This is a genomic window from Luteococcus sp. H101, assembly GCF_038433155.1.
In the GTDB taxonomy this organism is placed as follows: domain Bacteria; phylum Actinomycetota; class Actinomycetes; order Propionibacteriales; family Propionibacteriaceae; genus Luteococcus.
This window is the reverse complement of record NZ_JBCDMW010000015.1, coordinates 57,109-82,791: the sequence shown is the minus strand read 5'-3', so window position 1 is coordinate 82,791 and position 25,683 is coordinate 57,109. Positions and strand designations below refer to the sequence as shown.

Sequence of the window (25,683 nt, the reverse complement as noted above, 5' to 3'; positions counted from 1 at the left end):
AGTGGCCCCGCGGGGACATCTGGGGCAGGTCGACCCCCCGCACCACATTCAGCGGGTCCGCGTCCGGCCCGTCGGCCCGCTGGGGTGGTTCCCCCGCGGGCCGACGCCGACGTCGTTGCTCGAAGGCCACGCTCAGAAGGTGATCTCGCCGGTCTCGGGATCAATCACCTCGGCGGGCTCGGCGGCGGCCTCCTCGGCCTGGTCCCCCATCCCCAGCGCGGCCAGGATCTTCTCCTCGATCTCCTGCGCCACGTCGGGATTGGTCTTGAGGAAGGTGCGGGCATTCTCCTTGCCCTGGCCCAGCTGGTCGGTGCCGTAGGTGAACCAGGAGCCGGCGCGACGGATGATGCCGTGCTCCACGCCCATGTCGATCAGGCTGCCCTCGCGGCTGATCCCCTGGCCGTAGAGGATGTCGAATTCCGCCTGCTTGAAGGGCGGGGCCACCTTGTTCTTGACCACCTTGACGCGGGTGCGGTTACCCACCATGTCCGTGCCATCCTTCAGCGTCTCGATCCGACGCACGTCCAGCCGCACGGAGGAGTAGAACTTCAGCGCCTTGCCACCGGTGGTGGTCTCGGGCGAACCGAACATCACGCCGATCTTCTCGCGCAGCTGGTTGATGAAGATCGCGGTGGTGCCCGCGGAACTCAGGGCGCCGGTCATCTTGCGCAGCGCCTGGCTCATCAGGCGCGCCTGCAGGCCGACGTGGGAGTCACCCATCTCACCCTCGATCTCGGCCCGCGGGGTCAGCGCCGCCACCGAGTCGATCACGATCAGGTCCAGCGCACCGGAGCGGACCAGCATGTCCGCGATCTCCAGGGCCTGCTCGCCATTGTCCGGCTGGCTGACCAGCAGGGCGTCGGTGTCGACGCCGAGCTTCTGGGCATAGTCCGGGTCCAACGCGTGCTCGGCGTCGATGAAGGCGCAGATGCCGCCGGCCTTCTGGGCATTGGCGATGGCGTGCAGTGCCACCGTGGTCTTGCCACTGGACTCCGGGCCGTAGATCTCGACGATCCGACCGCGCGGGAGGCCACCGATCCCCAGGGCGATGTCCAGGGCCACCGAGCCGGTGGGAATGAAACCGATCGGGACCCGGGTCTCCTCCCCCAACCGCATGACGGTGCCCTTGCCGTGGGCCTTCTCGATCTGGGCGAGCGCGGCCTCCAGGGCCTTCTGACGATCTGCGACAGCCATGACGGCCTTCCTTTCCAGCCGGGGTCTGCCCGGACGAGCGTTTGGTGAACCAACACCACAGACTCTAGAAATCGCCTCTGACAATTTTTCAGCGCCAACCCCGAGCTGTGGAAAACCCGGCCTGTGGACAACCTCTCAGAGATCGCCCCTGCGGGCGTCGTGGTCTCGATCCAGCTCCATAGTAGAACGGGTGTTCGAACAGAACAAGTCGCCGTGTCGGCGTGTCAGCGGTAGCTCGCCGGCAATTCCAGCATCTCCCACACCGCGCGCCAGATGGTGACGTAGTCCGTCCCGGCCGCGATTGCCTCGCGCACCGTGCGGCCACCGAGCTGCGCGAGCACGATGGAATCGGCCCAGATCTCCAGCCGCCCGGGCGGGAGGTGCTCGGCCATTCGGCGCCACAGTTCGGTCTCGCTCACCCCGCCAGCCTAGCGCCGGGCACCACCCGCGCCGGAATTGTCGGTGGCACGCTGCACAATGGCCCACATGACATTCAGCGCCGCCACCCAGGCCTGGTTCGACGGGGTCTTCGATGCCCCCACCCCGGCCCAGACCGCCGCCTGGCAGGCGATCGGCAGCGGGCAGCACGCGCTGGTGATCGCCCCCACCGGCTCCGGCAAGACGCTGGCCGCCTTCCTGCACTCGCTGGACCGGCTGGCGGCGCAACCCCCGTCGAGCAAGGTGCGGGTGCTCTACATCTCTCCGCTCAAGGCACTGGCCGTCGACGTCGAACGCAACCTGCGCGCCCCCCTGCGGGGGATCCAGCTCTCGGCCGAGCGGCTGGGCCTGCCGGCCCCCCAGGTGCGGGTGGCGGTACGCTCCGGCGACACCCCCGCCGCAGATCGTCGACGCCTGCTCAGCAACCCGCCGGACATCCTGATCACCACCCCGGAATCCCTCTTCCTGATGCTCTCCAGCCAGATGGCCGAGACCCTGGATGAGGTGGAGACCATCATCCTGGACGAGGTGCACGCCCTGGCCGGGACCAAGCGCGGGGTCCATCTGGCCCTCAGCCTGGAACGGCTGACGGCCCTGCGTACCAGCCCCGGTGAGGCCCAAAGGATCGGACTGTCTGCCACCGTGGAGCCCCCGGAGCGGGTGGCGGCCTTCCTGGGCGGTGACCGCCCGGTCACGGTGGTCAATCCACCCGCCGCCAAGACCTGGCAGTTGGACGTGGAGGTGCCGTTGGCGGACATGACCGACCTGTCGAGCCCCCCAGGCCAGGACGCGGCCGACCCGGACGCTCCTCCCTCGAACTCCATCTGGCCCTTCCTGGAGGACCGCATCCTGGAACTGGTGGACCAGCACCGTTCCACCATCTGCTTCGTCAACTCCCGTCGGGTGGCCGAAAGGCTCACCGCCCACCTCAATGACCTGCACGCCCGACGGTTGGAACCCGACGGCGCCAACCCACCACCCAGCCTCCCCCCGGCCCAGGTGATGGCCCAGTCCGGCGCCAGCGCCGGCAATGACGGCAGCCACTCCCCGGTGATCGCCCGGGCCCACCACGGTTCGGTCAGCAAGGAGCGTCGGGCCCAGATCGAGGCCGACCTGAAGTCCGGGAACCTGCCCTGCGTGGTGGCCACCAGCTCGCTGGAGCTGGGGATCGACATGGGTGCGGTGGACCTGGTGATCCAGGTGGCCAGCCCGCCGTCGGTGGCCAGCGGACTGCAGCGGATCGGCCGGGCCGGCCATCAGGTGGGCGCGGTCAGCCAGGGCGTCCTGCTCCCCACGCACCGGGGAGACCTGGTGGAGTCGGCAGTCCTGGTCAGCCGGATGCGGGCCGGCCAGATCGAGCAGGTGCACCAACTGCGCAATCCGCTGGACGTCTTGGCCCAACAGCTGGTCAGCCTGTGCGTCGACCACACCTGGCCGGTCGAGGACGTCTGGCAGCTCGTGCGCCGCTGCGACGGCTTCCGGGAGCTGCCCCGCTCCGCCTTCGAGGCGGTGCTGGACATGCTGAGTGGACGCTACCCCAGCGAGGACTTCGCGGAGCTGCGGCCCCGGCTGGTCTGGGACCGGACGGCCGGCACCCTGAGCGGCCGCCCGGGCGCCCGTCGGCTGGTGTCCACCTCCGGTGGCACCATCCCGGACCGCGGCCTGTTCGGGGTCTTCCTGGTGGGCGAGGGAACCGCATCGGGCAAGCACGAGGCCGGCCGCCGGGTGGGCGAGCTGGACGAGGAAATGGTCTACGAGTCACGGGTGGGCGATGTGTTCACGCTGGGCACCACCGCCTGGCGGATCCAGGAGATCACCCCCAACCAGGTCCTGGTCTCCCCCGCCCCGGGCCAACCCGGGCGGCTGCCCTTCTGGCGGGGTGACTCCCCGGGCCGGCCGGCGGAGCTGGGCCGGGCAATCGGCGAGTTCACCCGGCGTCTGGCGCGGGAGGCCGACGCGGACCAGGTGCTGGTCCCCACCGGGCTGGACGACAGCGCCCGACGCAATCTGGGCGCCTACCTGGCCGAGCAGCGGGAGGCCACGGGGGTATTGCCGGATGACCGGACCATCGTCGTGGAACGCTTCCGCGACGAGCTGGGCGACTGGCGGCTGTGCCTGCACTCAAACCTCGGCAGCGCGGTCCTGCAGCCGTGGGCACTGGTGGTGGAGGCCCGGGCCAGGGAACGCTACGGCGTGGAGGCCCAGGCCACCGCCAGCAATGACGGGATCGTGCTGCGCATCCCCGACGTGGAATCCACCCCGCCCGGCCTTGACCTGGTGCAGGTGGACCCCGACGAGGTGGAGCAACTGGTGACCGAGCAGGTCTTCGGCTCAGCCCTGTTCGCGGCCCGCTTCCGGGAGTGCTCCGCCCGGGCACTGCTGCTCCCCCGGCGGGACCCGGGACGGCGTTCCCCCCTGTGGCAGCAGCGGATGCGCTCGGCCCAGTTGCTGGCGGTGGCCAGCCAGTACCCGGACTTCCCGATGGTGCTGGAGACCATGCGGGAATGTCTGGAGGATGTCTTCGACCTGCCGGCGCTGACCGAGGTCTTGCGCCAGGTGGCCAGCCGTCGAATCCGATTGGTGGAGGTGGAAACCCCCGAGGCCTCGCCCTTCGCCAAGAGCCTGCTGTTCGGCTACATCGGGGAGTTCATCTACGACGGGGACCAGCCCCTGGCCGAGCGCAAGCTGGCGGCCCTCAGCCTGGACCCGGCCCTGCTGGCCGAGCTCCTGGGCCGGGAGGGCGGCCGGCAGGTGCTGGACGAGCAGGTGATGGCCGAGCTGGAAGCCGAATTGCAGCACCTGCCCGAGGACCGTCGGGCCCGCGGGCCCGAGCAGCTGTGGGACCTGCTGCGCACCATCGGGCCCTTGACCCCACAGGAGTGTCGGGAGCGCTGCACCGAAGACCCCACCGATTGGCTGGCCGAGTTGACCGAGGCGGGACGGGTGGCCGCCTGCCGCCTGGGCGGGCGCGACCACCTGGCGGTGGCCGACGACTTTGCCCTGCTGCGCGATGCCTTGGGGATCCCGGTGCCCGCCCGGATTGCCGCCCCCACCGCCAGCACCGACCCCGCCGAGGCGCTGGGCCGGCTGGTGACCCGATGGGGTCAGTGCCATGTGGTCTTCACCGCGGCGCAGCTGGCCACGCGCTACGGCGTCTCCGAGGCCCTGGTGGAACAGGCGCTGGCCCGGATGGTGCGCGAGCAGGACGTGGTGGCCGGTAACTTCGGCTGGCCGGGGCTCACCGGGCAGCAGTACATCCGGCAGCGGGTGCTCACCCTGGTGAAGCGCCGCACCTTGGCGGCGCTGCGGGCAGGCGTCGAGGCCGTCGACCAATGCCAGTTCGCCCGCCATCTGGTGCGCTGGCAGGAGTGTGATGCCCCACAGGCCGGCAGCGACGCCTTGCTGGCAGCGGTGGAGGGCTTGGCGGGCTATCCCATCCCGGCCTCGATGCTGGAGAGCGTGGTGCTGCCCGCCCGCGTGGCGGGCTACCGCCCCGAGCTGCTGGACCAAGCGCTCGCGGCCGGGGAGGTGGTCTGGACCGGCCGGGGTGCGATCGGACGAAATGACGGCTGGCTCCAGCTCTGGCCCGCCGACTGCGTGCTCACCGACGCGGACGACCCCGGCTCGGACTCCAGCTCGCCCCCGCTGGGTGAGTTGGCCCAGCAGCTCTTCGGACGGCTGGCAGCCGGTGGGGCCTGGACCCTGGCGGACCTCACCCCCGACGGCATCGGCTCGGGCGCTGCCGAGGATGCGTTGTGGGAGCTGGTCTGGGCCGGGATGGTGCATTCGAGCAGCCTGGCCCCGGTGCGCCAACTGAGCGGCCGGGGCGCATTGAAGCACCGAGCCCCGGCCCGGCCGTCGCGACGGGCAGCCCTGCGGGCGGTCCGAGTGGCGGTGCCGCAGGGCATGCCCGGCCGCTGGGCCGCCGTCCGCACCACCCACCCGGATCCGTCCGCGCGCCGGCTGGCCGAGCTCGGGCTTGAACTGGGCCGCTACGGGGTGCTCACCCGGGGCAGCGTGCTCACCGAAGCGATGGGCGGCAACTTCAGCGAGGCCTACCGGGTGTTGCTGGCCCTGGAGGAGACCGGAGTGGCCCGGCGGGGCTACTTCATCGACGGCCTGGGAGCGGCCCAGTTCGCCCTGCCCGGGGCTGTGGACCGGCTGCGGGAGCCAGTGGCAGAGACAGCGCCGCTGGTGCTGGCCGCCTGTGACCCGGCCAATCCCTTCGGGGCGGCCCTGCCCTGGCCGCCGAGCGACGGCCACCGCCCCAGCCGCAAGGCCGGAGCGCTGGTGGTCCTGGACGACGGCTTGCCCACCCTCTACCTGGAGCGCGGGGTGCACACCCTGCTGACCTTCGGCGCGGACCAGGCGCGTCTGCAGCGTGCCCTGTCCGCGGTGGCCCAGACCGTGCAGGCAGCCCGGCTGGGCACGATCACCATCGAGAAGGCGAATTCCCAGCCGGTCCTGCCGCAGAAGGAGTTGGGCGGGCTGTTGACCGGGGCCGGCTTCACCATGACTCCTCAGGGCTTTCGCCTGCGCCCCGGCACCGGCCACCACCACTGACCACCCTGAGCGATATGCTCATCAGACGCTCAGCGAACGCTCATTCATTCTGATCAGGGGAATCCATCGTGGCCGCCGAAACCACTCACTCCGCCAAACGTTCCGCCCGGATGGTGGAGATCCTGGCCCTGTTGTCCGAACGGGGCCACCTGCAGCTGAGTGACCTGGCCAGCTCCCTCAAGGCATCCCCGGCCACCATCCGTCGGGACGTGGCCGCCCTGGCGGAGCAGGGCCTGCTGGTGCGCACCCACGGCGGTGCGCGCAGCGTGGGCGCCGCCAGCGAGCTGCCGGTCAGTCTGCGCGACGGCACCCAGGTGGCGGCCAAGCAGGCGATCGCCCACACCGCCGCCGCCCTGATTCCCGGGGGCCGGCATGCCATCGCCCTGACCGGTGGGACCACCGCCGCCGAGGTGCTGCGCGCCCTGCACCACCGGCATGACCTGACCATCATCACCAATTCGGTCGGCCTGGCCCTGGAGGCGGCCGGTCAGGGACAGTCGCGGGTGCTGATCGCCGGTGGCATCCTGCGACCCAATTCCCTGGAGCTGGTCGGTTCGCTGGCGGAGGCCACCTTCCGGCAGATCAACGTGGCCACGGCAATCGTGGGCTGCGACGGGGTCAGCGTGGCGGGCGGGTTGACCACCCACGACGAGATCGAGGCGCACACCAACCACACCATGATTGAACGGGCACAACGGGTGATCGCCGTCGCGGATGGCTCGAAGCTGGGCCGGGTGACACTGGCCAAGCTCGCCAGTCTGCAGGAGGTGGACGTGCTGGTCACCGACCACCAGGCCGATCCGGCCGAGCTGGACCGGATCCGGCAACTGGGCGTGGACGTGCGGATTGCGGAATGACGAAACCCCGGTCAGTTGACCGGGGTTCTCATTGGGGACGGCGACTCAGGCGGCGACGGTGACCCGCGCATTCTCGGCCGCCGCCAGTTTCTGGCTGACGATCCCGAAGATCTCCGAGACCGGCACCTCCAGCGCCTGACAGATGGAGCTCAACAGCTCGCTGGAGGCCTCCTTCTGGCCCCGCTCCACCTCGGACAGGTAGCCAAGGCTCACCCGGGCGGCCATCGACACCTCGCGCAACGTACGGGCCTGCGCAAAGCGCTGCTCCCGCAGGGTCTCACCCAGCAACTCGCGGACCAGAACAGGCTTCATGGGGTACCACTTTCTCCAAGCCGCTCCGGCCTCGGCGCGGTCACCTTGCGTACAACAACCAAGCTTCCACGATCCCTTCCAAAAGTGGGTGTCCGATTCAGCCAACGCACAGAAAATCGGCCAATTACCCACTTTTGGGTGGGTTTCTGTCAGCTCCCGGTCGCCTTAAATGTGATATTTGTCACCATTCGGCGGCCCGGCAGACCCGCTCCACCAGCGCGAGACCGGCCTGCACCGTTTGCTGTCGGACGGACTCCCTATCACCGTGCAGACACAGCAATTCACTGGTCAACCGACCGGATTCGGGCCCACAGACAGCAATCCACACGGTACCCGGCAATTCACCATCCTGACCATCCGGGCCGGCCACCCCGGTGCAGGAAAGGGCCACGTCCACGCCCAGCAGGCGCCGTGCGCCCCGGGCCATCTGTTCGGCGGTCTCCCGGTTGATCACGCCGTGCCGTGCGATCCAGTCCGGATCCACCCCGGCGAGGCTCGCCTTGAGATCGCTGGCATAGGTGACCAAGCCGCCGCGCAGCACCGCCGAGGCGCCCGGGACGCCGCTCAGGGCCTGGGCCACCCCGCCGCCGGTCAGGGACTCGCAGGTGCCCAGGGTTCTCCCCTGCGCGCCCAGCAGGGCGATCACCGCGGCGGGCCCGTGCGACGCATTCACGGACGGCCCGGGTGACCCTCGTCGGCCCAGCGTGCCAGGGCCTCACGCCGCAGCTTGGCGGCCTCGCGCAGGTAGTCGAGGCCAGTGACGACGGTCAGCACGAAGGCCGCGGCCATCAGGGCCCAGGCCAGCCACTGCACCGGTTCGGGCAGCCGGGGCAGCCACATCAGGTAGAGCACCAGCGCCAGGGACTGGATGAAGGTCTTGAGCTTGCCGCCCCGATTGGCCGCCATCACGCCGTACTTCATGATCCCCCAGCGCAGGATGGTGATGCCCCATTCGCGGACCAGGATGATGATGGTCACCCACCACTGCAGTTCCCCCAGGATGCTCAGCCCGACGAAGGCCATGCCGGTCAGTGCCTTGTCCGCGATCGGGTCCCAGAGCTTGCCGAAATTCGTCACCAGGTTGTACTTGCGGGCGATCTTGCCGTCGACGAAGTCGGTGGCAATCGCGATGCAGAACACGGCGGTGGTCCACAGCCGCCAGTCCCATTCGTGCGGATGGCTCAACAGCATCCACGCGAAGACAGGCACCAGCACCATCCGCACGCCGGTCAGCACATTGGGCACATTCCACTGGCTGGGGGCCTTGGCGCCATCGGCAGTCATGGATCTCCTTGCTCGGGTGGTCGGGGAAGTCGAGCGTTCCCCCACGATATCGCCCGGGAGCGGCTCAGCGTCGGACGCGCGCCACCAGGTCAACTCCCAGGCTGTCCACGACGGTGGCAGCGATGATCTGGCCCACCACGACATCGGGGGCATCGACCAACTCGGTGGCGCCATCCACCTCGGGGCCCTGGTGCTGCGCGCGGCCGATGATGGCCGGCTGCCCGTCATCGTCGACGACGGACTCCACCAGCACCTCCACCTGCTCGCCGATCCGCTCCTCCGCCCGTTGGTCGCACAGTTCCGCGGCCAGGTCGGCGATCGCGCTGCGTCGGGCCTCCACCTCGTCGGGATCCACCTTGCCGTCCAGGCTCGCGGCCTCGGTTCCCTCCTCATCGGAGTAGCCGAAGACGCCCAGCACGTCCAGCCGGGCCGCGGTGATGAACTGCTTCAGGGTCTCGACATCGGCCTCGGTCTCCCCGGGGAAGCCCGCGATCACATTGGACCGGATTCCCGCCTGCGGCGCCCGGCTGCGCACCTGCTCCAGCAGGGACAGGAAGCTGTCCGGGTCTCCGAAGCGGCGCATCCGGCGCAATACCGTCGCGGAGGCGTGTTGGAAGCTGATGTCGAAGTAGGGCACCACCTTGTCCGTGCCGGTCATCGCCTCCACCAGGCTGGGCCGCAGCTCGGCCGGCTGCAGGTAGCTGACCCGGATCCAGTCCAGGCCGTCGACGCGCGACAGCTCACCCAGCAACTTCTCCAGGCTGCGCAGGTCCCCCAGGTCCTTGCCATAGCTGGAGGTGTTCTCGCTGACCAGGAAGACCTCTTTGGCTCCCTGTTCGGCCAGCCAGCGGGCCTCGGCGAGGATCTCGTCGGGGGTCCGCGAGAGGTAGGAGCCTCGGAAGGACGGAATGGCACAGAAGGCGCAGCGGCGGTCACAGCCCGAGGCCAGCTTGAGGGGTGCGCTGGGGCTCGCCCCCAGGCGACGGCGCAGGACCCGCGGACCGCTGGCGGGAGCGATGTCCGCCAGCGAGGGCAGGTCGGCCTGCTCGGTGTGGTGGCCGGGAACGGAGACCTCGCCCGCGGCCTCCCGCCGGGCCACCGGGGTGAGCGGCAGCAGGGTGCGTCGGTCCCGCGGGACGTGCGGCTGGTGGTGCTCACCGTGCAGGATCCGGTTCAGCTTGTCCGCCACGTCGGCGTAGTCGTCGAAGCCCAGCACCGCATCGGCCTCCGGCAGCGAGTCGGCCAGCTCATTGCCGTAACGCTCGGCCATGCACCCAACCGCCACCACTGCCTTCGCCGATCCGGCATCCTTCAGATCCGCCGCGGCCAGCAGGGTGTCGACGGAGTCCTTCTTGGCCTGCTCGACGAAACCGCAGGTGTTCACCATCACCGCCTCGGCCTCCTCGGGGTCGTCCACCAGCCGGAAACCACCGGCCTCCAGCCGCGCGGCAAGCTCCTCGGAGTCCACCTCGTTGCGGGCGCAGCCCAGGGTGACGAGATGAACGGTGGTCAAGTGGGCCGGCCCGGCGGCCAGTGTGCTGTCAGTCATGGTGGCTCAATTATCGCCTGACGGCCGCCGACGAGGTAACTGAGAGCTTTTCCCCAGATTTCGGGCCACCGAGGAATTGTCCACAGGCCAGATTCTGAGGCTTGCCCCGCTGCCCGACGGGTCATGGAATGGCGGCATGACCACATTCGAGGAATTGCCCCAGGACTGGCCGGAGCGCAGCCTGATGGATCCGGAACTGTTGTGCGGCGTGGTGGACCTGTTCGTCCGCCTCGCGGACCGGGAGCAGGGGGTGATCATGGCCTTCCTGACCAGCCCCGCATTACGCCTGCTGCAGCCAATCAGCATCGACGACGTGCCGGTGGGTTGCGACGAGTTCCATCAGCACGAGCTGGTGCACCGCCTGTGCCAGGTGGTGCAGCAGGTCTGCCCCGGCGGCGGTCTGGCGCTGGCCGTCGCCCGCCCCGGAGCCCTGGTGCAGACCCACTGGGACCAGACATGGCGCAGCGCCCTGGCACTGGCGTGCCAGGACGCTGGGGTCACTGATCTGGGTTGCTATCTGGCCGTACCGGCCGGGACCATCCGGTTGGATGACAGCCGCGTGGCGGCGGCCTGAGCCGACATGTCGGGCTCAGCCATTGGCCAGGTTGACCAGGACATCTTCCAGATCGTCGGGCTTGACCAGGACCTCGCGGGGCTTGGAGCCCTCGGAGGGGCCCACCACGCCCCGGGTCTCCAGGATGTCCATCAGTCGTCCGGCCTTGGCGAAGCCGACCCGCAGCTTGCGCTGCAGCATGGAGGTGGAGCCCAGTTGCAGCTCCACCACCAGGCGGGCGGCATCCAGCACCAGTTCCAGATCATCCCCGATGTCCTCGGCCACCTTGTTACTGGCCCCGGCCGCGGCGGTGACGTCCTCGCGGTACTGCGGCTTGAGCTGCTCGGTCACATGGGAGACCACGGTGCGGATCTCCGCCTCGGTCACCCAGGAACCCTGCACACGAACCGGCTTGCCGGCACCCATCGGCAGGAAGAGTCCGTCGCCCTGCCCCACCAGCTTCTCCGCACCCGGCTGGTCCAGGATCACCCGGGAGTCGGTCATGGAGCTGGTGGCAAAGGCCAGCCGGCTGGGCACATTGGCCTTGATCAGGCCGGTGACCACGTCGGTGGACGGACGCTGGGTGGCCAGCACCAGGTGGATGCCGGCGGCGCGGGCCAGCTGGGTGATCCGGACGATGGAGTCCTCGACGTCGCGCGGGGCCACCATCATCAGGTCGGCCAGCTCGTCCACCACCACCAGCAGATAGGGGTAGGGGGACAACACGCGCTCGCTGCCCTCCGGCACCTGCACCTGCCCGGCGCGGACCGCCTTGTTGAAGTCGTCGACGTGCCGGAAGCCGAAGGCAGCCAGGTCGTCGTAGCGCATGTCCATCTCCTTCACCACCCACTGGAGGGCCTCGGCGGCCTTCTTCGGGCTGGTGATGATGGGCGTGACCAGGTGCGGGATCCCCTCGTAGTGGTTGAGCTCCACCCGCTTGGGGTCCACCAGCAGCATCCGCACCTCGTCCGGGGTGGCGCGCATCATGATGGAAGTGATGAGCGAGTTCACGAAGGAGGACTTGCCGGAGCCGGTGGCGCCGGCCACCAGCAGGTGCGGCATCTTGGCCATGTTGGCAATCACGAAGCCGCCCTCGACGTCCTTGCCCAGGCCCACCACCATCGGGTGGTGGTCATTGCGGGCCTTGTTGGAGCGCAACACGTCGCCCAGGCTGACCACCTCCTTGTCCAGGTTCGGGATCTCGATGCCGATCGCGGACTTGCCGGGGATCGGGGACAGGATCCGGACGTCGGGCGAGGCCACCGCGTAGGCGATGTTCTTGCTGAGCGCCGTGACCTTCTCCACCTTCACGGCATTGCCCAGCTCCACCTCGTAGCGGGTCACCGTCGGGCCCCGGGTGTAGCCGGTGACCTGGGCGTCGATCTCGAACTGGTTCAGCACCTCGGAGAGCCGGCCGACGATCTGGTCGGAGGCCTCGGAGCGAGCCTTGGGCACCGTGCCGGGCTTCAGGGCGCTGGAGTCCGGGAGCATGTACTGCACGTCCCCGGACAGGGTGAGCTGCTCCACCCGCTGCGGGATGGGGCTGTGGTTGGGTGCCTCCAGCGGGGCCGCCACCTCGATCTTGCCGGCGGCAACGGACTCCGCCTTCTCGGGCGGGAGGCCGGCCACCACCGGCTTTGCGGCGAGCTCCTTGGGTTCGAAGGCGTCCACGTCGTAGACCTCGTCGTCGGAACCGCCCTGCGGCTCCGGCTCGACGTCCCCCTTGATCAGCGGGCTGTCATAGGCCTCGTCCACGCCATAGTCGATGGCTGCCCGGGGCCGGGCGGCGCGGCGCTCGGCGGCCAGCTGCCGCGCCTCGTGCGCCCGCTCCACCAGCACGTGGATCGGGATGCCGATGATCACCAGGATGCCGAACAACATCAGCAGGACCAGCAGGGGCACGGCGGCCCACACGGTCAACAGGTCGGCCAGCAGGCTGGAGGAGATGAAACCCAGGATGCCACCGGCCTCCCGCATCAGTTCGGGTTCGCTGGGGCGGGGCAGCCCGTGGGCGATGTTCAACAGCCCCAGCAGGCCCAGCAGGAAGGCGGACCAGCCCACCACCTGACGTCCGGTGGCGCCATTGCGCTCCGGATGCCGCAGGGTGCGCCAGGCCATCGCGAAGCAGAGCAGCGGCACGGCGAAGCTCAGGCCGCCGAAGATGGTGGCGACGGCGACGTAGATCCCGCCGCCAACCGGCCCGGCCATCAGGAACCAGAAGCGGGCCGCGACGATGATGCCGAAGGCGATCAGGGCCAGACCCATCCCGTCACGGCGCAGCTCCGGCTCCGGATCGGGAGCGGGGGTGCCCAGGCTGCGGGCACCGTCACCAATCAGGTGGGCCGTTCCCCGCCAGGTGGCGGCCATGCCGCGCACCAGCGGATTCGGGCGTGGTGGAGGGGCCGACCGGGGTGCCCTGGTGGCTCCGGAACGGTTGCTTGTCTTCTTGTTGCTTCCTGCCGACCGCGTACCTGACGACGCCCGGGTCGAGTTCGACTGGGCGTTGCTGCGGGACCGCGGTGGGGAAGACGCGCGGGTCGCCATGGTCCACAGGTTAGTCCATTGGCGTGGCCGGGCCGAAGGCCACGCGCCGCCGGCCGGCTGTGGGGCCGCTGTGAAGCCCGGCGGGTTCGACCAGTGGTTTGTATTCAGTGGTTGAAGTGGTCCCAGCCCTGCAGTCCCGCCCAGGGCTTGCCGTCCACCAGCACCCGCGGTTGCTCGTCCGCCTCGGGCTCGCGCACCCGGCCCAGCACCTGCCAGCCGTCGGGCACCTGACCCAGCTCGAAGCAGGCGGCCAGGGCATGGTCCTCTCCCCCGGTCAGCACGAAGCCCAGCGGATCCTTGCCGGTGGCGGCGGCCACGGCCCGAACCGGCTCATCAATCTCGAACCGGGCGGAGTCCAGGTCGATCACCATGCCGCTGGCGTCTGCTACATGCCCCAGGTCGGCCAGCAGCCCGTCGGAGACATCGAGCATGGCGGTGGCGCCGGCCAGCGCCGCCTCCCGCCCGGCGCCATAGGGCACCTCGGGGACCCGCTGCGACTCGACGGCTGCCCGCGGGGAGCGGAAGCCCCGGGCCAGCACCGCCAGACCTGCCGCGGCCCAGCCGAGCCGGCCGCGGATCGCGACCACCTGTCCACTGCGGGCACCCGACCGCAACACCGGCCCGGCCCCGGCGGTCTCGCCGATCACCGTGACGCAGATGGTGAGGTCCCGCGCGGAGGTGGTGTCCCCACCCACCAGGCAGATCCCCGCCCGGTCGGCCTCCATCCGCACCCCGGTGGCGAACTCCCGGACCCATTGGGTGGGCAGGTCACCGGGCGCACCCAGCGCCACCACCATGGAGGTGGGGGTGGCGCCCATCGCCTCCAGGTCAGCGACGTTGACCGCCACCGCCTTGCGGCCGATCTGTTCCGCGGTGCTCCATTCGGTCTTGAAGTGCACGTCCTGCACCAGCAGGTCGGTGCTGACCACGGCCGAGCCGTTGACCAGGAAGACGGCACCGTCGTCGCCGGGGCCGACGGAGATGGCCGGAGACATCGACAGCCCCCGGGTGACCTGCTCGATCACCCCGAACTCCCCCGCGCTGGCAAGGGTTTCCGTAGGCTGGGCGGAGTCGCGAGCGGGCGTCGGTCCGGTGGTAGCGTCCATGCCCAGTACGCTACCCAACCCGGCGTGATCGCCACCGTGAGGAGTCCCCCAGATGGTCAAGGCCTATGTGCTGGTGCAGTCCGGCGTCGGAAAGATCCCGCAGGTTGCCGAGGCGCTGAAGGCGATGCCCGCCGCGGTGCAGTGCGACGAGGTGACCGGCCCCTATGACGTGGTGGTGCTGGTGGAGGTACCGGCTGTCGAGGACCTGGGCCGGCTGGTGGCCGAGCAGATCCAGACCATCGACGGGATCACCCGCACCGTGACCTGTCCCGTAGTCAACTACTGATCCGGGACCCGCCCGGCCTCAGCGCAGGCCGGTGGGCCGCTCCAGGGCCAGCTGGATCAGGTCGTCAACCAGCGCCGGGTAGTCCAGCCCGCTGGCCTTCCACATCACCGGGAACATCGAGGTGGGGGTGAAGCCGGGCATGGTGTTGATCTCGTTGAGCACGACGTCGCCCTCCGGTGTCACGAAGGAATCCACCCGGGCCAGGCCCTCACAGCCGGCCGCCTCGAAGGCGTCGCGGGCCACCTGCTGGACCTTCGCCTTGACCTGGTCATCCACCTCGGCCGGCGAGGTGAGCCGGACCGAGGCCCCGTCCAGGTACTTGGCGTCGAAATCGTAGAAGTCGTGGCCGCTGACCACCACGATCTCCCCCGGCTCGGAGACCCGGGGTTCGCCGAAGTCGTGTCCCTGCAGCACGCCGCACTCGATCTCGCGGCCTGTGATGCCCTGTTCGACGATGACCTTCGGGTCGTGCTGGCGGGCTTCCTCGACGGCCGCCGCCAGACCTGCGGGGTCGGTCACCCGACTGATACCGAAGGATGATCCGGCCCGGCACGGCTTGACGAAGACCGGGAAGTCAAGCTCCTGCACCGCGGCCAGGGCGGCCTCGCGCTGGGTGCGCCACTGCCGGTCGGTGATCACCCGGTAGGGCCCGACGGGCAGGCCGGCGGCCTCGAAGACCACCTTCATGTAGTGCTTGTCCATCATCACCGCACTGGCCAGAACGCCGCAGCCGACGTAGCGCATGTCGGCCAGTTCGAGCAGCCCCTGCAGCGTGCCATCCTCACCGAAGGGCCCGTGGATCAGCGGGAAGATGACGTCCACCTCGCCCAGTTCGGCCGGCAGCTGCCCCGGCTCCAAGGTGCGCAGCCCGCGGTCGCCCACCTGCATCGGCACGATCACGCCTGCCGAGGCGCCGCCGATCTCCGGGGTGTTGCCGGGAACCAGCCGCAGCGGCTCGGGATTGTCGTCCACCAGCACCCACTGCCCCTGCCGGGTGACGCCGATCGGCACCACGTCGTAGCGGTCCCGATCGATCGCTCCCATCACGCTGGCCGCCGTCGAGCAGCTCACCGGGTGCTCCTCGGAACGGCCGCCGAAGACGAGGGCGACGCGGATCTTGCGCTGGGTCATGCTGGGTTCCTCACTGCTGGGATGACCGTCCCACTTTAGAGCGTCGTCGAGCCCTTGGGCACCCGCGCCTTCTTGCGCAGGTCATAGCGGTCCGGCGGGACGGGCAGGTCACGCAGCTCCGCAACCAGCTGGGTGATGGCCTCCGTCATCCGCTCATTGGCGACGCGGACGGCGGCGTGGCGATCGGGGTGCTCCGCCAGGCCGGAGAGGTCCACCGGTTCGCCGACGTTGATGTGCAGGGTCTTGCGGGGGAAGAACTTGGGCACCCCCACCTTCTTGCCGAACATGATGTCCTGGGCCCCCCACTGGCCGATCGGGATCACCGGGCAGCCCACCTCTAGCGCCAGTCGGGCGGCCCCGGTCCGGCCGGTCATCGGCCAGCCGTCGGGGTCGGTGCCCACGGTGCCCTCCGGGTAGATCACCACCAGTTCCCCGTTGGCCAAGGCCTCCCGCGCGGCCCGCAGCGAGTCCCCGGCGCGCGTGCTGTTGCGATAGACCGGGATCTGCCGGCAGCCCTTGGCGAAGAAGCGCACCACGGGCACCTCCCACAGCTCGGACTTGCCGAGGAAGCGGGGCCAGCGGCCCGACCAGATCAGGAAGTCACCCAGGGAGATCGGGTCATAGTTGCTGTTGTGGTTGGCCACCACCAGCGCGGCGCCGGTACGCGGAATGCGCTCCTGACCCCGCCAGTCGTAAGTGGTGAAGAGCCGGTCCACGCCGTGGACGAGGGCCCCCAGAAAGCGGTAGGTGGGTTCCCCGGAGCGCAGGTCAACCCCACGTCGGTCTGCCTTGACGGTCTTGTTGCCCAGCATTGCGCTCGCTCCTCACTCCAGACGCCGAATGGCGCGAGTCCACGCTAGACCATCCTCGGGCGGTCATTTCGTAGGATGGCGGCCATGACTGCTGCCCCTCCGCCCGAAGCCGGCCTGTGGGCCACCATCGCCGCCCGCGGGGACGGGCCCGGGCCCGTGACGGTGCTGCTGGACGACGGCACCCGTCGGGACCTGCCGGCCGGGGTGTTCGCGGAGCTCCGGCATCCGGCCGCCGGGCAACGCGTCCTGCTGGGCCTGGCTGGGGACGAGGTGGTCTCGGCTCGCATCGCGGCGGCGCCGATGGTGGTCCAACGCCGGTAACCCCACGCCCGGACGGCCCGTGTCCGAGGATGCGAGTGGGGCGCGACGCGGCTTGCGTCGGCGCCCCACCCGGTGCGTGTCGGTATCGGCCGTCAGCGCTTCTTGGCTGCGGCTTCCACCCGGTTCTTGAGGTCGGTTCCGGGACGGAATCGCGGGATGTCCATCGCGTCGGCCTGCTTGCGCTCGCCGGTGCGAGGATTGCGCACCATGCGCGCCTCGCGGTGCTGCACCTCGAAGACGCCGAAGCCGGTGATGGACACCTTCCCGGTGTTGGCCACCTCGGTGGAGATGGTGTCGACGACGGCGTTCAGCGCGCGGGTCGCGACGGCCTTGTTGCCCTCGAAGTGGGCCTTGGCCAAGGAGTCAATCAGCTCTGCCTTGTTCACGAATCTGCCTTTCATATTTCCCCAGCCCCCCAGCCGGGGTGGTCGCAGGCTTGGATGCCGTGCGCAGCACCAAAGCTAGGTGTCCACCCGGGCCGCACCAACCAAAACCGGGTCATCTGCCCAGATTGTTCAGCAAATGCAAAGCGTCCGCCTTTCTTGCAAGGAAAAGCGGACGTTTTGCAGCGGCTTGGCCGGGTGTTCAGTCGGCGGTTCGGACGGGCAGGGTGGCCGGCTTGAAGGCTGGCCGGTTGGCCTCGTAGGAATCGATCTGCTCGGCGTGCTGCAGGGTGGAGCCAATGTCATCCAGCCCCTCGATGAGCCGATGCGCGGTGTGGTCGTCGATCTGGAAGTGATGGCTGGTCCCGCCCACCGTGATGGTGCGGACGGCCAGGTCCACGGTGAAGGGCCGCTGCGGCTCCTGTTCGGCCGCGTCCCAGAGCTGCTCCACCACCGACTGGTCGACGGTGGCGATCAGCAGGCCGGCCTTGCCGGAATTGGACCGGAAGATGTCACCGAACCGGGAGCCGATCACCACCTTGAAGCCGTAGTTCTGCAGCGCCCACACGGCGTGCTCCCGGGAGCTCCCGGTACCGAAATCAGGGCCGGCCACCAGAATGCTGCCCTTGTTCCACGGCTCCTTGTTGAGCACGAATTCGGGGTCATTGCGCCAAGCACTGAACAGGCCGTCCTCAAATCCGGTACGGGTGATCCGCTTCAGGTAGACCGCCGGAATGATCTGGTCGGTATCCACATTGGAGGCCCGCAGCGGAACGGCAATTCCGGTGTGCGTGGAGAATTTCTCCATGTCAGTTGCTCACTTTCTCACAGATCGGCGGGCGCACTGAGGCGTCCGGTAACGGCGGTGGCGGCGGCCACGGCGGGGCTGACCAGGTGGGTCCGCCCACCCTTGCCCTGACGGCCCTCGAAGTTGCGGTTGGAGGTGGAGGCGCTGCGCTCCCCCGGCGCCAGTTGGTCCGGGTTCATCCCCAGGCACATCGAGCATCCAGCTGCCCGCCATTCGGCCCCAGCGTCAAGAAAGACCTTGTCAAGACCCTCCAGCTCGGCCTCCAGCCGCACCCGGGCCGAGCCCGGAACCACCAGCATCCGCACCCCGTCGGCCACCCGACGACCTTGGATCACATTGGCCGCCAGCCGCAGGTCCTCGATCCGGCCATTGGTGCAGGAGCCCAGGAAGACGGTGTCCACGGCAACCTCGCGCAGCGGGGTGCCGGCCTTGAGGTCCATGTAGTTGAGCGCCTTCTCGGCGGCGCGACGCTCGTCGGGATCGGTGAATTCGTCCGGGCTGGGAACCGTGGCGCCCAATGGCGCGCCCTGACCGGGATTGGTACCCCAGGTCACGAAGGGGGTCAGGGTGCTGGCGTCGAGGTGCACCTCGGAGTCGAAGATGGCGTCATCGTCGGTGCGCAGGGTCTTCCAGTACTCGACGGCCTGATCCCACTGCTCGCCCTCGGGCGCATTCGGGCGACCCTTGAGGTAGTCGAAGGTGGTCTGGTCCGGCGCCACCATGCCCGCCTTGGCACCCCATTCGATGGACATGTTGCAAATGGTCATCCGGCCCTCCATCGACATCTTCTCGATGGCGCTGCCGCGGTACTCGACGACATGCCCCTGCCCGCCGCCGGTGCCCACCTTGGCAATCAGGGCCAGCACGACGTCCTTGGGGGTGACGCCGTCGGGCATCTCACCGTCGATGGTGACCGCCATGGTCCTGGGCGTGGCCTGCGGCAGCGTCTGGGTGGCCAACACGTGCTCCACCTCGCTGGTGCCGATGCCGAAGGCCAGGGCCCCGAAGGCGCCGTGGGTGGCGGTGTGCGAGTCACCGCAGACGATGGTCATGCCCGGCTGGGTCAGGCCCAGCTGCGGGCCGATGATGTGCACCACGCCCTGGTCCTTGCTGCCCAGGGAGTGGATCGGCACCCCGAAGTCCGCGGCATTCCGGCGCAGGGTGTCCACCTGGAGCCGGCTGATCGGGTCGGCGATCGGCTGGTCGATGTTCAAGGTCGGGGTGTTGTGGTCCTCGGTGGCCAGGGTGAGGTCGGGCCGACGCACCGAACGGCCGGCCAGGCGCAGCCCCTCGAAGGCCTGGGGGCTGGTCACCTCGTGCACGAGGTGCAGGTCGATGTAGAGCAGGTCCGGCTCGCCCTGCTGGCTGCGCACGACGTGCGCGTCCCAGACCTTCTGGCTCAGTGTCTTGCCCATGTTCCCTCTTCTTCGCCGATGATTGTCCACTCAATGGAGCTGACTTCAGTATGACACTGGCATATCGGATTACGAGACGCTATTCTCAGAGTATGGACGATTCGAGTGGAGTGGGAGTTCTGGACAAGGCCGCCCTGGTGCTGAGTGCCCTGGAGACCGGCCCGACGACGCTGGCCGGGCTGGTCAGTTCCACCGGGCTGGCACGCCCAACGGCGCACCGCCTGGCCGTCGCACTGGAACACCACCGACTGGTGGGCCGGGACCTGCAGGGCCGCTTCGTGCTGGGACCCAGGCTGACCGAGCTGGCCGCCGCCGCGGGCGAGGACCGACTGCTGGCCACCGCCGGTCCCATTCTTGCGCGCCTGCGCGACATCACCGGCGAATCCGCCCAGCTGTTCCGCCGCCAGGGTGACATCCGGGTGTGCGCGGCGGTGGCGGAGCGCCCGTCGGGCCTGCGCGACACCATCCCCGTCGGCTCCCAGCTGACCATGACCGCCGGCTCCGCGGCCCAGGTGCTGCTGGCCTGGGACGAGCCCGACCGGTTGCAGCGTGGGCTGAACTCGTCGGCCTTCTCCGCCGTGGCGCTGGCGACGGTGCGCCGCCGCGGCTGGGCCCAGTCGGTGGCCGAGCGCGAGCCCGGCGTGGCGTCGGTCTCCGCCCCGGTGCGCGCCCCCAGCGGCAAGGTACTCGCCGCGGTCAGCGTCTCCGGGCCGATCGAGCGGCTAACCCGCCAGCCGGGCCGGCTGCACGCCCCCGCCGTGATGGCCGCCGCCGAGCGCCTGAGCGAGGTGCTGCGCCGCACCGGCGCCAGCGAGTGAGCCGAACCTCATGCCTCGTGCGTGAGCAATCCCTCAGAGAGGGTCAAGAGGACGCGCGCCGTCCCCAGACGCTCGGCGGGCACGGCCAGCGGGTCCACGTCCAGCACGACGAAGGTGGCTGGACCGCCGAGTTCGAGCGACCCACCGCTCTCCCCGATGGCTGCCCGCGGACCAGTGGTGAACCCCGCGAGCACCTCGCGGGCGGTGAGCGCTTGATCGGGCAGCACCGGAGCCACCGACGGATCGTCCACTGGGCGGCGCAGCCGGGCATCGGCCATGATCTTGAGCACCTCGAAGGGAGCGACTGGATAGTCCGATCCAAGTGCCAGCACCGCTCCCGAATCCAGCACGTCACGGGTGCACCAGGCCCGGGCGGCCCGCTCCGGCCCCAGACGGCGCGACCACTCATCGTTGCCGTCGGCATGGGTGTGGTGGGTGCAGTGAGTGGGTTGCATGCTCACGGCGATCCCCGCCGCACCCATCTGCTGGATCACGTCTCGACCAACAGATTCCACATGTTCGATCCGGTGCTGCACCCCATTCGTCGGCAGTGCAGCCAAGACCTCCACCACCTCACGGATTCCCCGCTCGCCGATGGCGTGCGTCGCGGTGGGTACCCCCGCCGCGTGGAATTGCGCCACCCGTCGGGCATAGTCCCGAACTCCGCCCCACAGGGAGCCAGTGCTCTCGCCATGACTGTCGGGCGTTTCCAGCCACGCAGTGCCGCCCTCGACGGTGCCGTCGATGAAGAACTTCACCCCTTCCACCCGCCAGCGCTGGCCACCGAGCCCCTGTCCGTCGATGAGATCGCGACAGGCGGCATCATCCAGTTGGGGCGTACACCACGGCGACAGTCGCAGCCTCACCGAGAGCGGACCAGCCTCCTCGGCCGCACAGAGCAGCTCCACGACGTCCGCATCTCGCATGTCCAGCACATGCACTTCAGCAATACCTTGTGCGGCCATCTGCGCCAGCAAGCCGTGCAGGGCCGCAACGCGTTCGGGCAGGGTCTGGACGGGCAAGACCGGCTGCAAGAGTGCCATCGCGTCAAATTCCAGCAGGTGCCCAGTAGGCCGTCCATCATCGCCAATGACTATGGAGCCACTGGGAAGATCCCGCGGACCATCAATACCGGCCAAGGCGAGCGCGGCATCCGAGGCGATGGCCGAGTGGGCATCGAAGAGCGTGACGTAGGCCTTGCGATCCGAGCCCAAGGCCTGGTGCAGCAGCTCATTGGTGATGTCCTCACCATCCAGGCAGGTTGGGTCCAGCCCCCACCCGAGCAACCAGTCGTCCGCCTCCAGATAGCTTTGCGCCTTGCTCAACTCACCGGCCAACTGACCGATGGAGGTGCAGCCCGAGAGGTCCACACCTCGGGTCAGCCCGAGACTCATGATCGGGTGGGCATGGGCGTCGGTGAAGGCAGGAACCACGGCTCCATCCGTGCGAATGACGCGGGTGGTAGGGCCGATCAACGGCTGCACGTCCGCTGAACCCCCCAGCCCCACGACGCGTCCCCCGGCCACCGCGATGGCCGTCGGCTGCCGCTCACCGGATGTGACTGACCCCATGGTGTGGACCACACTGGCGACGACCACCAGCTCCGCAATCCCACCGCTGTGCGCACTCATCGGACATCCCCCGGAGCCAGATCCACGTCGGCAAAGGACAAGGTGGGCACCGGACGACGGAAGCCGCCGGTCCGAACCAGCAGGATCATCCCACCCACCGCCAGCCATGCACCGCCAACCACCCAGGTGAAGGGCTCCAGCGACGTCCATAGCCAGATACTCAGCCCGAAGCCGATCAGCGGGAGCAAGCCGTAGCGCACCAGCGCGCGGAGACTGCGTTCCACCTGGCCACTGGCAGGAAACAGATAGCTGCGGATCACCGAGAGGTTGACCATACTGAAGGCAGCCAAGGCACCAAAACTGATCATGAAGGCCGCCTGTTCCAGGGTGAGCACGAGGCTCAGCAAGGCAATCACAGAGACAACCGTTGTGGCGACCACGGGCGTCTGGAAACGCTGGGACAGTTGTCCGAGCGATCTCGGCAGCGTGCCGTCACGCCCCATCGAGAACAGCACGCGGGAGACCGAGACCTGTCCGGCCAATCCTGAACCCAATCCGCCAGCGATCAGGGCGACCACCATCAGCGAGGCCACGATCTGCCCGCCGACATGCTCGGCCAGCACGACGCCCGCGGCATCGAGCAGTTCCTGCGGAACGGCACTCCAGTCGTCGGGATGGTAGGCCAGCGCTCCGATCCAGGAGATCAGGATGAAGGTGGCACCACCAATCAGCGTGGTGAGAACGATTGCTCGGGGAATGTCCCGCTCGGGGGCGCGAGCCTCCTCGGACAAGGTGGACACCGCGTCGAACCCCAAGAAGGACAGGGCCAGGATGCCGCCACCCGTGAGGATGGGGCTGAAGGCGGCGCTCCCGACGATGAATGGGTCAAGCAGACCCGGTGCGCTCGGATCACCGAGAGCTGCCTTGAGCGCCAGGATGCCGAAGACGCCCACGGTGGCGACCGAGATCACGACTGTCACCACATTGAAGCGATGGGCCAGCTTGATCCCCAGGACATTGAAGATGAAGACGATCAAGAGGGCCACCAGCGAGAAGACCTGCACGGGGATGCCGGGGAACTGGGTAGCGACATAGAGCCCCAGGATCATGAAGTTGATCATCGGGATGAACAAGTAGTCCAGGAGCAGCAACCACCCGACAAGGAAGCCGGTTGCCCCGCCGAAGGAGTGCTGCACATAGGAATAGGCCGATCCAGCCACCGGGCATCGGCGCACCATCGCGGCGTAGCTGAGTGCCGTGAAGATCATGGTGGCCAAGGCCGCCACGTAGGCCAGCGGTAGATGGCCGCTGGTGATCTGGTTGACGATGCCATAGGTGGTGAACACCGTGGTGATGGCCATGTACGACAGGCCAAACAGGGTAAGGCCGGCAAGTCCAAGGGCGCGCCTGAGCTGCTGCCCCTGTTCGGCAACTGGGTTCTGCAGGGTGGTCATCAAAACTCCCCTCGAGCGGTCAGCGTCGACTGCAAGCAAAATGAATGTCATTCATATTCACACGGGCGCACCGCAGATGGAAGACTTCCGGCGAAAAAAATGTGAAGAATGTCACTTCGACGGCGCGGAGCGCATCACCGCACAACGCAGCAGGCCCGGATCCAGAGGATCCGGGCCTGCTTGCCTGGTAGCCCCGACGGGATTCGAACCCGCGCTACCGCCTTGAGAGGGCGGCGTGCTAGGCCGCTACACAACGGGGCCCTAGCCTGCTTCCGAGTCGCCTCGGGAGCGGTGAAAGCTTAGTGGAAGCTGCTCTGACGAGCAATTCCGGCTTTCCGCAGGGGTACCAGGACTCGAACCTGGACTAAAGGAACCAGAAACCTTCGGGCTGCCAATTACCCCATACCCCTTCGCTGCACCCTTGGCGTTTCCTGCGGCGCAACGAGGTAGAACATTACCCGACAGTGCGCCCCGCTGCCAAATCGGGCCGCAAGGAGCCCCCCGGAGTGCTGGTGGCCAGGTTCATCCGTCGGGCCAACCACCACGCGACCAGCGCAAACAGCCCGAAGCCCAGCAGGTCGCTGGCCGCATTGGACCAGCCGATTGCCTGCAGCGCTCTGGCCTGTGCGATCCCACCAGTGAAGGCCGCCCAGCCGAAGGCGAACAGGTTGTTGGCCACATGGCAGGCGATCCCCGCCTCCAGGCCACCGGTCCAGATCACCAGCGCACCGGCCAACAGGCCGAAGCCGAAGCGGTCCACGAACAGTGGCAGGTTCTGCACCCCGTGGAAGAGGGCGAAGACCAGCGCCGAGCCCACCACGGCCAGCCACCGGGTCTGCTCCGGGGTCAGCTTGATCCCGTCGCCGATCCCACCCAACGCCTGTATCAGGTAGCCACGGAAGAAGAACTCCTCCCCCGCCGCCTGCAGCGGGGCCGTCAACAGCACTAGGCTGAGCCAGAGCCAGACGTCGCGCTGCGGATCCAGGGCGGGGAACCTGCCGCCCCGGCCGGCCAGCAGCACCAGGTTGAGCACCACCGCGGCAATCGGCAGGCAGAGCAGCAGGTAGCGCCAGCGCATCCCGGGCTGCACGCTGACCGCCCACCGCGCCCGCCGCTGGTTCACCCACCGGGTCAGGGCCAGGGTGACCAGGATCAGCAGGGCCAGGCCCAGGTGGGCCCCCACCAGCCCCGACGGGTGCAGGAAGGCCATCGCCTCCTTGAAGTAGGCGGCGAAACCAATCGGCTTGCCGGCAATCGCCCAGCCGATCCCCACCACCAGCTGGGCCACCAACGGAACCGCCACCGCATAGAGCGCCAGCCCCAGCAGGACCCCCAACCCGGCGCGCAGCGGCGCATCCGGTGCACCGCCGAAGACGCGGGAGTAGTCCACTCCCCCGCGCGGCTCATCGACGGGCACCAGCTGGGCGTTGCGGTTGGTGTTCACTCCTCGTCCACGACGGGGTTGGCCAGCTCGCCGATCTCCTGGATGGAAACCGTGACCCGCTGGCCGGGGGTGATCTCCCCCACACCGGCGGGGGTGCCGGTGAGGATCACGTCGCCCGGCAGCAGCGTGGTGAACTCGCTGATGTAGCTGATCAGCTCGCTGATCCCGCGCACCATCAGCTTGGTGGAGTCATCCTGGCGCACCTCGACCTGGTCGGGGGTGCGCTGGTCGGCCACTGTGGTGGTGATCTGCAGGTCTCCGGCATCCTCCAGCGAGAGGTGGGTGACGATCCACGGGCCCAGTGGGCAGAAGGTGTCGCTGCCCTTGGCCCGGGCCCACTGGCCGTCGGGGCCCTGCAGGTCCCGCGCGGTGACGTCATTGGCGATGGTGTAGCCGAAGATCACCTCGGAGATCCGCTCCACCGGCACCTGCTTGCAGATCCGGCCGATCACCACGGCCAGCTCGCCCTCATGGTGCAGGCTCTTGCTGGCCTTGATCCGCACGATCGGATCGTCGGGGCCGATCACCGAGGTATTGGGCTTGAAGAACAGCAGCGGACTGTCCGGCACCTGGTTGCCCAGCTCCGCGGCGTGGGCGGCGTAGTTGCGCCCCACCCCGATGATCTTGCTGCGCGGGATGACCGGGGCCAGCAGCCGCACGTCCTCCAGCGGGTGGCGTTCGCCGGTGTAGTTGACGGGGCCGGCCAGCGGGTCCCCGGTGATGGCGGCGACGGTGTCGGGGTGTTCCCCGGCGTCGGCGGCGAGTTCGACGAGTCCGTACTGCGGCTCGCCTCCGGCAAGGGCGTATCGAGCAATGCGCATGCGGCGAGAATACCGTCCG

23 protein-coding genes and 2 tRNA genes are annotated in these 25,683 nt (G+C 68.9%); 6 read left to right on the top strand and 19 right to left on the bottom strand.

What is annotated here, in order from left to right; all coding sequences use genetic code 11:
- Nucleotides 1–132: 132 nt before the first annotated feature.
- Both recA and AAEX60_RS05985 read right to left on the bottom strand, forming a co-directional pair.
- Nucleotides 133–1,194 carry a recombinase RecA gene (gene recA, locus AAEX60_RS05990; protein WP_342101880.1) on the bottom strand — a complete coding sequence of 354 codons (1,062 nt, stop codon included), beginning with the start codon at nt 1,192–1,194 and terminating at the stop codon, nt 133–135.
- A gap of 224 nt (nt 1,195–1,418) precedes the next feature.
- Nucleotides 1,419–1,613 (bottom strand): DUF3046 domain-containing protein, encoded by a 195-nt coding sequence (locus AAEX60_RS05985; protein ID WP_342101879.1) that lies wholly within the window; start codon nt 1,611–1,613, stop codon nt 1,419–1,421.
- A 67-nt stretch (nt 1,614–1,680) separates the two neighbouring features.
- Between AAEX60_RS05985 and AAEX60_RS05980 the strand changes: the two genes are divergently transcribed.
- Both AAEX60_RS05980 and AAEX60_RS05975 read left to right on the top strand, forming a co-directional pair.
- Entirely contained in the window at nt 1,681–6,195 is a 4,515-nt protein-coding gene (locus tag AAEX60_RS05980) for an ATP-dependent helicase (RefSeq protein ID WP_342101876.1), read from the top strand.
- Nucleotides 6,196–6,305: 110 nt separating this feature from the next.
- Nucleotides 6,306–7,052 (top strand): DeoR/GlpR family DNA-binding transcription regulator, encoded by a 747-nt coding sequence (locus AAEX60_RS05975; protein WP_342101890.1) that lies wholly within the window; start codon nt 6,306–6,308, stop codon nt 7,050–7,052.
- A 45-nt stretch (nt 7,053–7,097) separates the two neighbouring features.
- Here the strand turns inward: AAEX60_RS05975 and AAEX60_RS05970 are convergent, their stop codons facing one another.
- From AAEX60_RS05970 to rimO, 4 genes are all read right to left on the bottom strand, one after another.
- Nucleotides 7,098–7,364, bottom strand: a complete 267-nt coding sequence (locus AAEX60_RS05970; RefSeq protein ID WP_342101875.1) for a helix-turn-helix domain-containing protein — start codon at nt 7,362–7,364, stop codon at nt 7,098–7,100.
- 181 nt (nt 7,365–7,545) lie between these two features.
- Entirely contained in the window at nt 7,546–8,037 is a 492-nt protein-coding gene (locus AAEX60_RS05965) for a CinA family protein (RefSeq protein ID WP_342101874.1), read from the bottom strand.
- The gene (pgsA, locus tag AAEX60_RS05960) at nt 8,034–8,648 is read right to left on the bottom strand and encodes a CDP-diacylglycerol--glycerol-3-phosphate 3-phosphatidyltransferase (RefSeq protein WP_342101872.1); all 615 of its coding nucleotides are present in this window, start codon (nt 8,646–8,648) and stop codon (nt 8,034–8,036) included. The genes AAEX60_RS05965 and pgsA overlap by 4 nt, the downstream gene beginning before the upstream one ends.
- Nucleotides 8,649–8,712: 64 nt before the next feature.
- The gene (gene rimO, locus AAEX60_RS05955; RefSeq protein ID WP_342101869.1) at nt 8,713–10,197 is read right to left on the bottom strand and encodes a 30S ribosomal protein S12 methylthiotransferase RimO; all 1,485 of its coding nucleotides are present in this window, start codon (nt 10,195–10,197) and stop codon (nt 8,713–8,715) included.
- Between the two features lie 136 nt (nt 10,198–10,333).
- Between rimO and AAEX60_RS05950 the strand changes: the two genes are divergently transcribed.
- Complete coding sequence (locus AAEX60_RS05950) at nt 10,334–10,771, top strand: hypothetical protein (RefSeq protein ID WP_342101868.1); 438 nt, start codon at nt 10,334–10,336, stop codon at nt 10,769–10,771.
- Between the two features lie 15 nt (nt 10,772–10,786).
- Here AAEX60_RS05950 and AAEX60_RS05945 read toward each other — a convergent pair whose 3' ends face one another.
- On the bottom strand, nt 10,787–13,294 hold the full coding sequence (locus tag AAEX60_RS05945; RefSeq protein WP_342101865.1) for an FtsK/SpoIIIE family DNA translocase: 2,508 nt from the start codon (nt 13,292–13,294) through the stop codon (nt 10,787–10,789).
- Nucleotides 13,295–13,398: 104 nt separating this feature from the next.
- On the bottom strand, nt 13,399–14,400 hold the full coding sequence (locus AAEX60_RS05940) for a thiamine-phosphate kinase (protein WP_342101864.1): 1,002 nt from the start codon (nt 14,398–14,400) through the stop codon (nt 13,399–13,401).
- Nucleotides 14,401–14,452: 52 nt separating this feature from the next.
- Here AAEX60_RS05940 and AAEX60_RS05935 point away from each other — a divergent pair, with 52 nt between their 5' ends.
- Nucleotides 14,453–14,686 carry an Lrp/AsnC ligand binding domain-containing protein gene (locus AAEX60_RS05935; RefSeq protein ID WP_342101863.1) on the top strand — a complete coding sequence of 78 codons (234 nt, stop codon included), beginning with the start codon at nt 14,453–14,455 and terminating at the stop codon, nt 14,684–14,686.
- A gap of 18 nt (nt 14,687–14,704) precedes the next feature.
- Here AAEX60_RS05935 and AAEX60_RS05930 read toward each other — a convergent pair whose 3' ends face one another.
- Both AAEX60_RS05930 and AAEX60_RS05925 read right to left on the bottom strand, forming a co-directional pair.
- Complete coding sequence (locus AAEX60_RS05930; RefSeq protein ID WP_342101861.1) at nt 14,705–15,817, bottom strand: D-alanine--D-alanine ligase family protein; 1,113 nt, start codon at nt 15,815–15,817, stop codon at nt 14,705–14,707.
- Nucleotides 15,818–15,852: 35 nt separating this feature from the next.
- Complete coding sequence (locus AAEX60_RS05925; RefSeq protein WP_342101860.1) at nt 15,853–16,629, bottom strand: lysophospholipid acyltransferase family protein; 777 nt, start codon at nt 16,627–16,629, stop codon at nt 15,853–15,855.
- A gap of 84 nt (nt 16,630–16,713) precedes the next feature.
- Here AAEX60_RS05925 and AAEX60_RS05920 point away from each other — a divergent pair, with 84 nt between their 5' ends.
- Nucleotides 16,714–16,950 (top strand): hypothetical protein, encoded by a 237-nt coding sequence (locus tag AAEX60_RS05920; RefSeq protein WP_342101858.1) that lies wholly within the window; start codon nt 16,714–16,716, stop codon nt 16,948–16,950.
- Nucleotides 16,951–17,042: 92 nt separating this feature from the next.
- Here AAEX60_RS05920 and AAEX60_RS05915 read toward each other — a convergent pair whose 3' ends face one another.
- The 3 genes from AAEX60_RS05915 to leuC form a co-directional block, all read right to left on the bottom strand.
- A complete protein-coding gene (locus tag AAEX60_RS05915; RefSeq protein ID WP_342101857.1) occupies nt 17,043–17,336 on the bottom strand; it encodes an HU family DNA-binding protein in 294 nt (97 codons plus the stop codon).
- 199 nt (nt 17,337–17,535) lie between these two features.
- Nucleotides 17,536–18,141: a 3-isopropylmalate dehydratase small subunit gene (gene leuD, locus AAEX60_RS05910; protein WP_342101854.1), complete on the bottom strand. Its 606-nt coding sequence runs from the start codon at nt 18,139–18,141 to the stop codon at nt 17,536–17,538.
- A gap of 17 nt (nt 18,142–18,158) precedes the next feature.
- Complete coding sequence (gene leuC, locus AAEX60_RS05905; RefSeq protein ID WP_342101853.1) at nt 18,159–19,556, bottom strand: 3-isopropylmalate dehydratase large subunit; 1,398 nt, start codon at nt 19,554–19,556, stop codon at nt 18,159–18,161.
- A gap of 92 nt (nt 19,557–19,648) precedes the next feature.
- On the opposite strand from leuC, the gene AAEX60_RS05900 reads away from it, so the two are divergent.
- Nucleotides 19,649–20,374 (top strand): IclR family transcriptional regulator, encoded by a 726-nt coding sequence (locus tag AAEX60_RS05900; protein WP_342092579.1) that lies wholly within the window; start codon nt 19,649–19,651, stop codon nt 20,372–20,374.
- 8 nt (nt 20,375–20,382) lie between these two features.
- Here the strand turns inward: AAEX60_RS05900 and AAEX60_RS05895 are convergent, their stop codons facing one another.
- The 6 genes from AAEX60_RS05895 to AAEX60_RS05870 all read right to left on the bottom strand — a co-directional run bounded on the left by AAEX60_RS05895 (nt 20,383) and on the right by AAEX60_RS05870 (nt 25,664).
- Nucleotides 20,383–22,005 (bottom strand): amidohydrolase, encoded by a 1,623-nt coding sequence (locus tag AAEX60_RS05895; RefSeq protein ID WP_342101851.1) that lies wholly within the window; start codon nt 22,003–22,005, stop codon nt 20,383–20,385.
- Complete coding sequence (locus tag AAEX60_RS05890) at nt 22,002–23,399, bottom strand: APC family permease (protein WP_342101849.1); 1,398 nt, start codon at nt 23,397–23,399, stop codon at nt 22,002–22,004. The genes AAEX60_RS05895 and AAEX60_RS05890 overlap by 4 nt, the downstream gene beginning before the upstream one ends.
- Nucleotides 23,400–23,584: 185 nt before the next feature.
- Nucleotides 23,585–23,660, bottom strand: a tRNA-Glu gene (locus AAEX60_RS05885).
- Between the two features lie 77 nt (nt 23,661–23,737).
- A tRNA-Gln gene (locus tag AAEX60_RS05880) sits at nt 23,738–23,809 on the bottom strand.
- Nucleotides 23,810–23,853: 44 nt separating this feature from the next.
- Nucleotides 23,854–24,843, bottom strand: a complete 990-nt coding sequence (locus AAEX60_RS05875; protein ID WP_342101848.1) for a CPBP family intramembrane glutamic endopeptidase — start codon at nt 24,841–24,843, stop codon at nt 23,854–23,856.
- Nucleotides 24,840–25,664, bottom strand: coding sequence for a fumarylacetoacetate hydrolase family protein (locus AAEX60_RS05870; protein WP_342101847.1), 825 nt, complete (start codon nt 25,662–25,664; stop codon nt 24,840–24,842). The genes AAEX60_RS05875 and AAEX60_RS05870 overlap by 4 nt, the downstream gene beginning before the upstream one ends.
- Nucleotides 25,665–25,683 lie beyond the last annotated feature (19 nt).

Coding starts and splice junctions, on each gene's coding strand:
- AAEX60_RS05925 (WP_342101860.1), bottom strand. CDS start 16,629: ATGCTGGGCAACAAGACCGTCAAGGCAGACCGACGTGGGGTTGACCTG.
- AAEX60_RS05935 (WP_342101863.1), top strand. CDS start 14,453: ATGGTCAAGGCCTATGTGCTGGTGCAGTCCGGCGTCGGAAAGATCCCG.
- AAEX60_RS05870 (WP_342101847.1), bottom strand. CDS start 25,664: ATGCGCATTGCTCGATACGCCCTTGCCGGAGGCGAGCCGCAGTACGGA.
- leuD (WP_342101854.1), bottom strand. CDS start 18,141: ATGGAGAAATTCTCCACGCACACCGGAATTGCCGTTCCGCTGCGGGCC.
- AAEX60_RS05940 (WP_342101864.1), bottom strand. CDS start 14,400: ATGGACGCTACCACCGGACCGACGCCCGCTCGCGACTCCGCCCAGCCT.
- leuC (WP_342101853.1), bottom strand. CDS start 19,556: ATGGGCAAGACACTGAGCCAGAAGGTCTGGGACGCGCACGTCGTGCGC.
- AAEX60_RS05890 (WP_342101849.1), bottom strand. CDS start 23,399: ATGACCACCCTGCAGAACCCAGTTGCCGAACAGGGGCAGCAGCTCAGG.
- AAEX60_RS05945 (WP_342101865.1), bottom strand. CDS start 13,294: ATGGCGACCCGCGCGTCTTCCCCACCGCGGTCCCGCAGCAACGCCCAG.
- AAEX60_RS05975 (WP_342101890.1), top strand. CDS start 6,306: ATGGTGGAGATCCTGGCCCTGTTGTCCGAACGGGGCCACCTGCAGCTG.
- rimO (WP_342101869.1), bottom strand. CDS start 10,197: ATGACTGACAGCACACTGGCCGCCGGGCCGGCCCACTTGACCACCGTT.
- AAEX60_RS05900 (WP_342092579.1), top strand. CDS start 19,649: ATGGACGATTCGAGTGGAGTGGGAGTTCTGGACAAGGCCGCCCTGGTG.
- AAEX60_RS05895 (WP_342101851.1), bottom strand. CDS start 22,005: ATGAGTGCGCACAGCGGTGGGATTGCGGAGCTGGTGGTCGTCGCCAGT.
- AAEX60_RS05930 (WP_342101861.1), bottom strand. CDS start 15,817: ATGACCCAGCGCAAGATCCGCGTCGCCCTCGTCTTCGGCGGCCGTTCC.
- recA (WP_342101880.1), bottom strand. CDS start 1,194: ATGGCTGTCGCAGATCGTCAGAAGGCCCTGGAGGCCGCGCTCGCCCAG.
- AAEX60_RS05950 (WP_342101868.1), top strand. CDS start 10,334: ATGACCACATTCGAGGAATTGCCCCAGGACTGGCCGGAGCGCAGCCTG.
- pgsA (WP_342101872.1), bottom strand. CDS start 8,648: ATGACTGCCGATGGCGCCAAGGCCCCCAGCCAGTGGAATGTGCCCAAT.
- AAEX60_RS05980 (WP_342101876.1), top strand. CDS start 1,681: ATGACATTCAGCGCCGCCACCCAGGCCTGGTTCGACGGGGTCTTCGAT.
- AAEX60_RS05970 (WP_342101875.1), bottom strand. CDS start 7,364: ATGAAGCCTGTTCTGGTCCGCGAGTTGCTGGGTGAGACCCTGCGGGAG.
- AAEX60_RS05920 (WP_342101858.1), top strand. CDS start 16,714: ATGACTGCTGCCCCTCCGCCCGAAGCCGGCCTGTGGGCCACCATCGCC.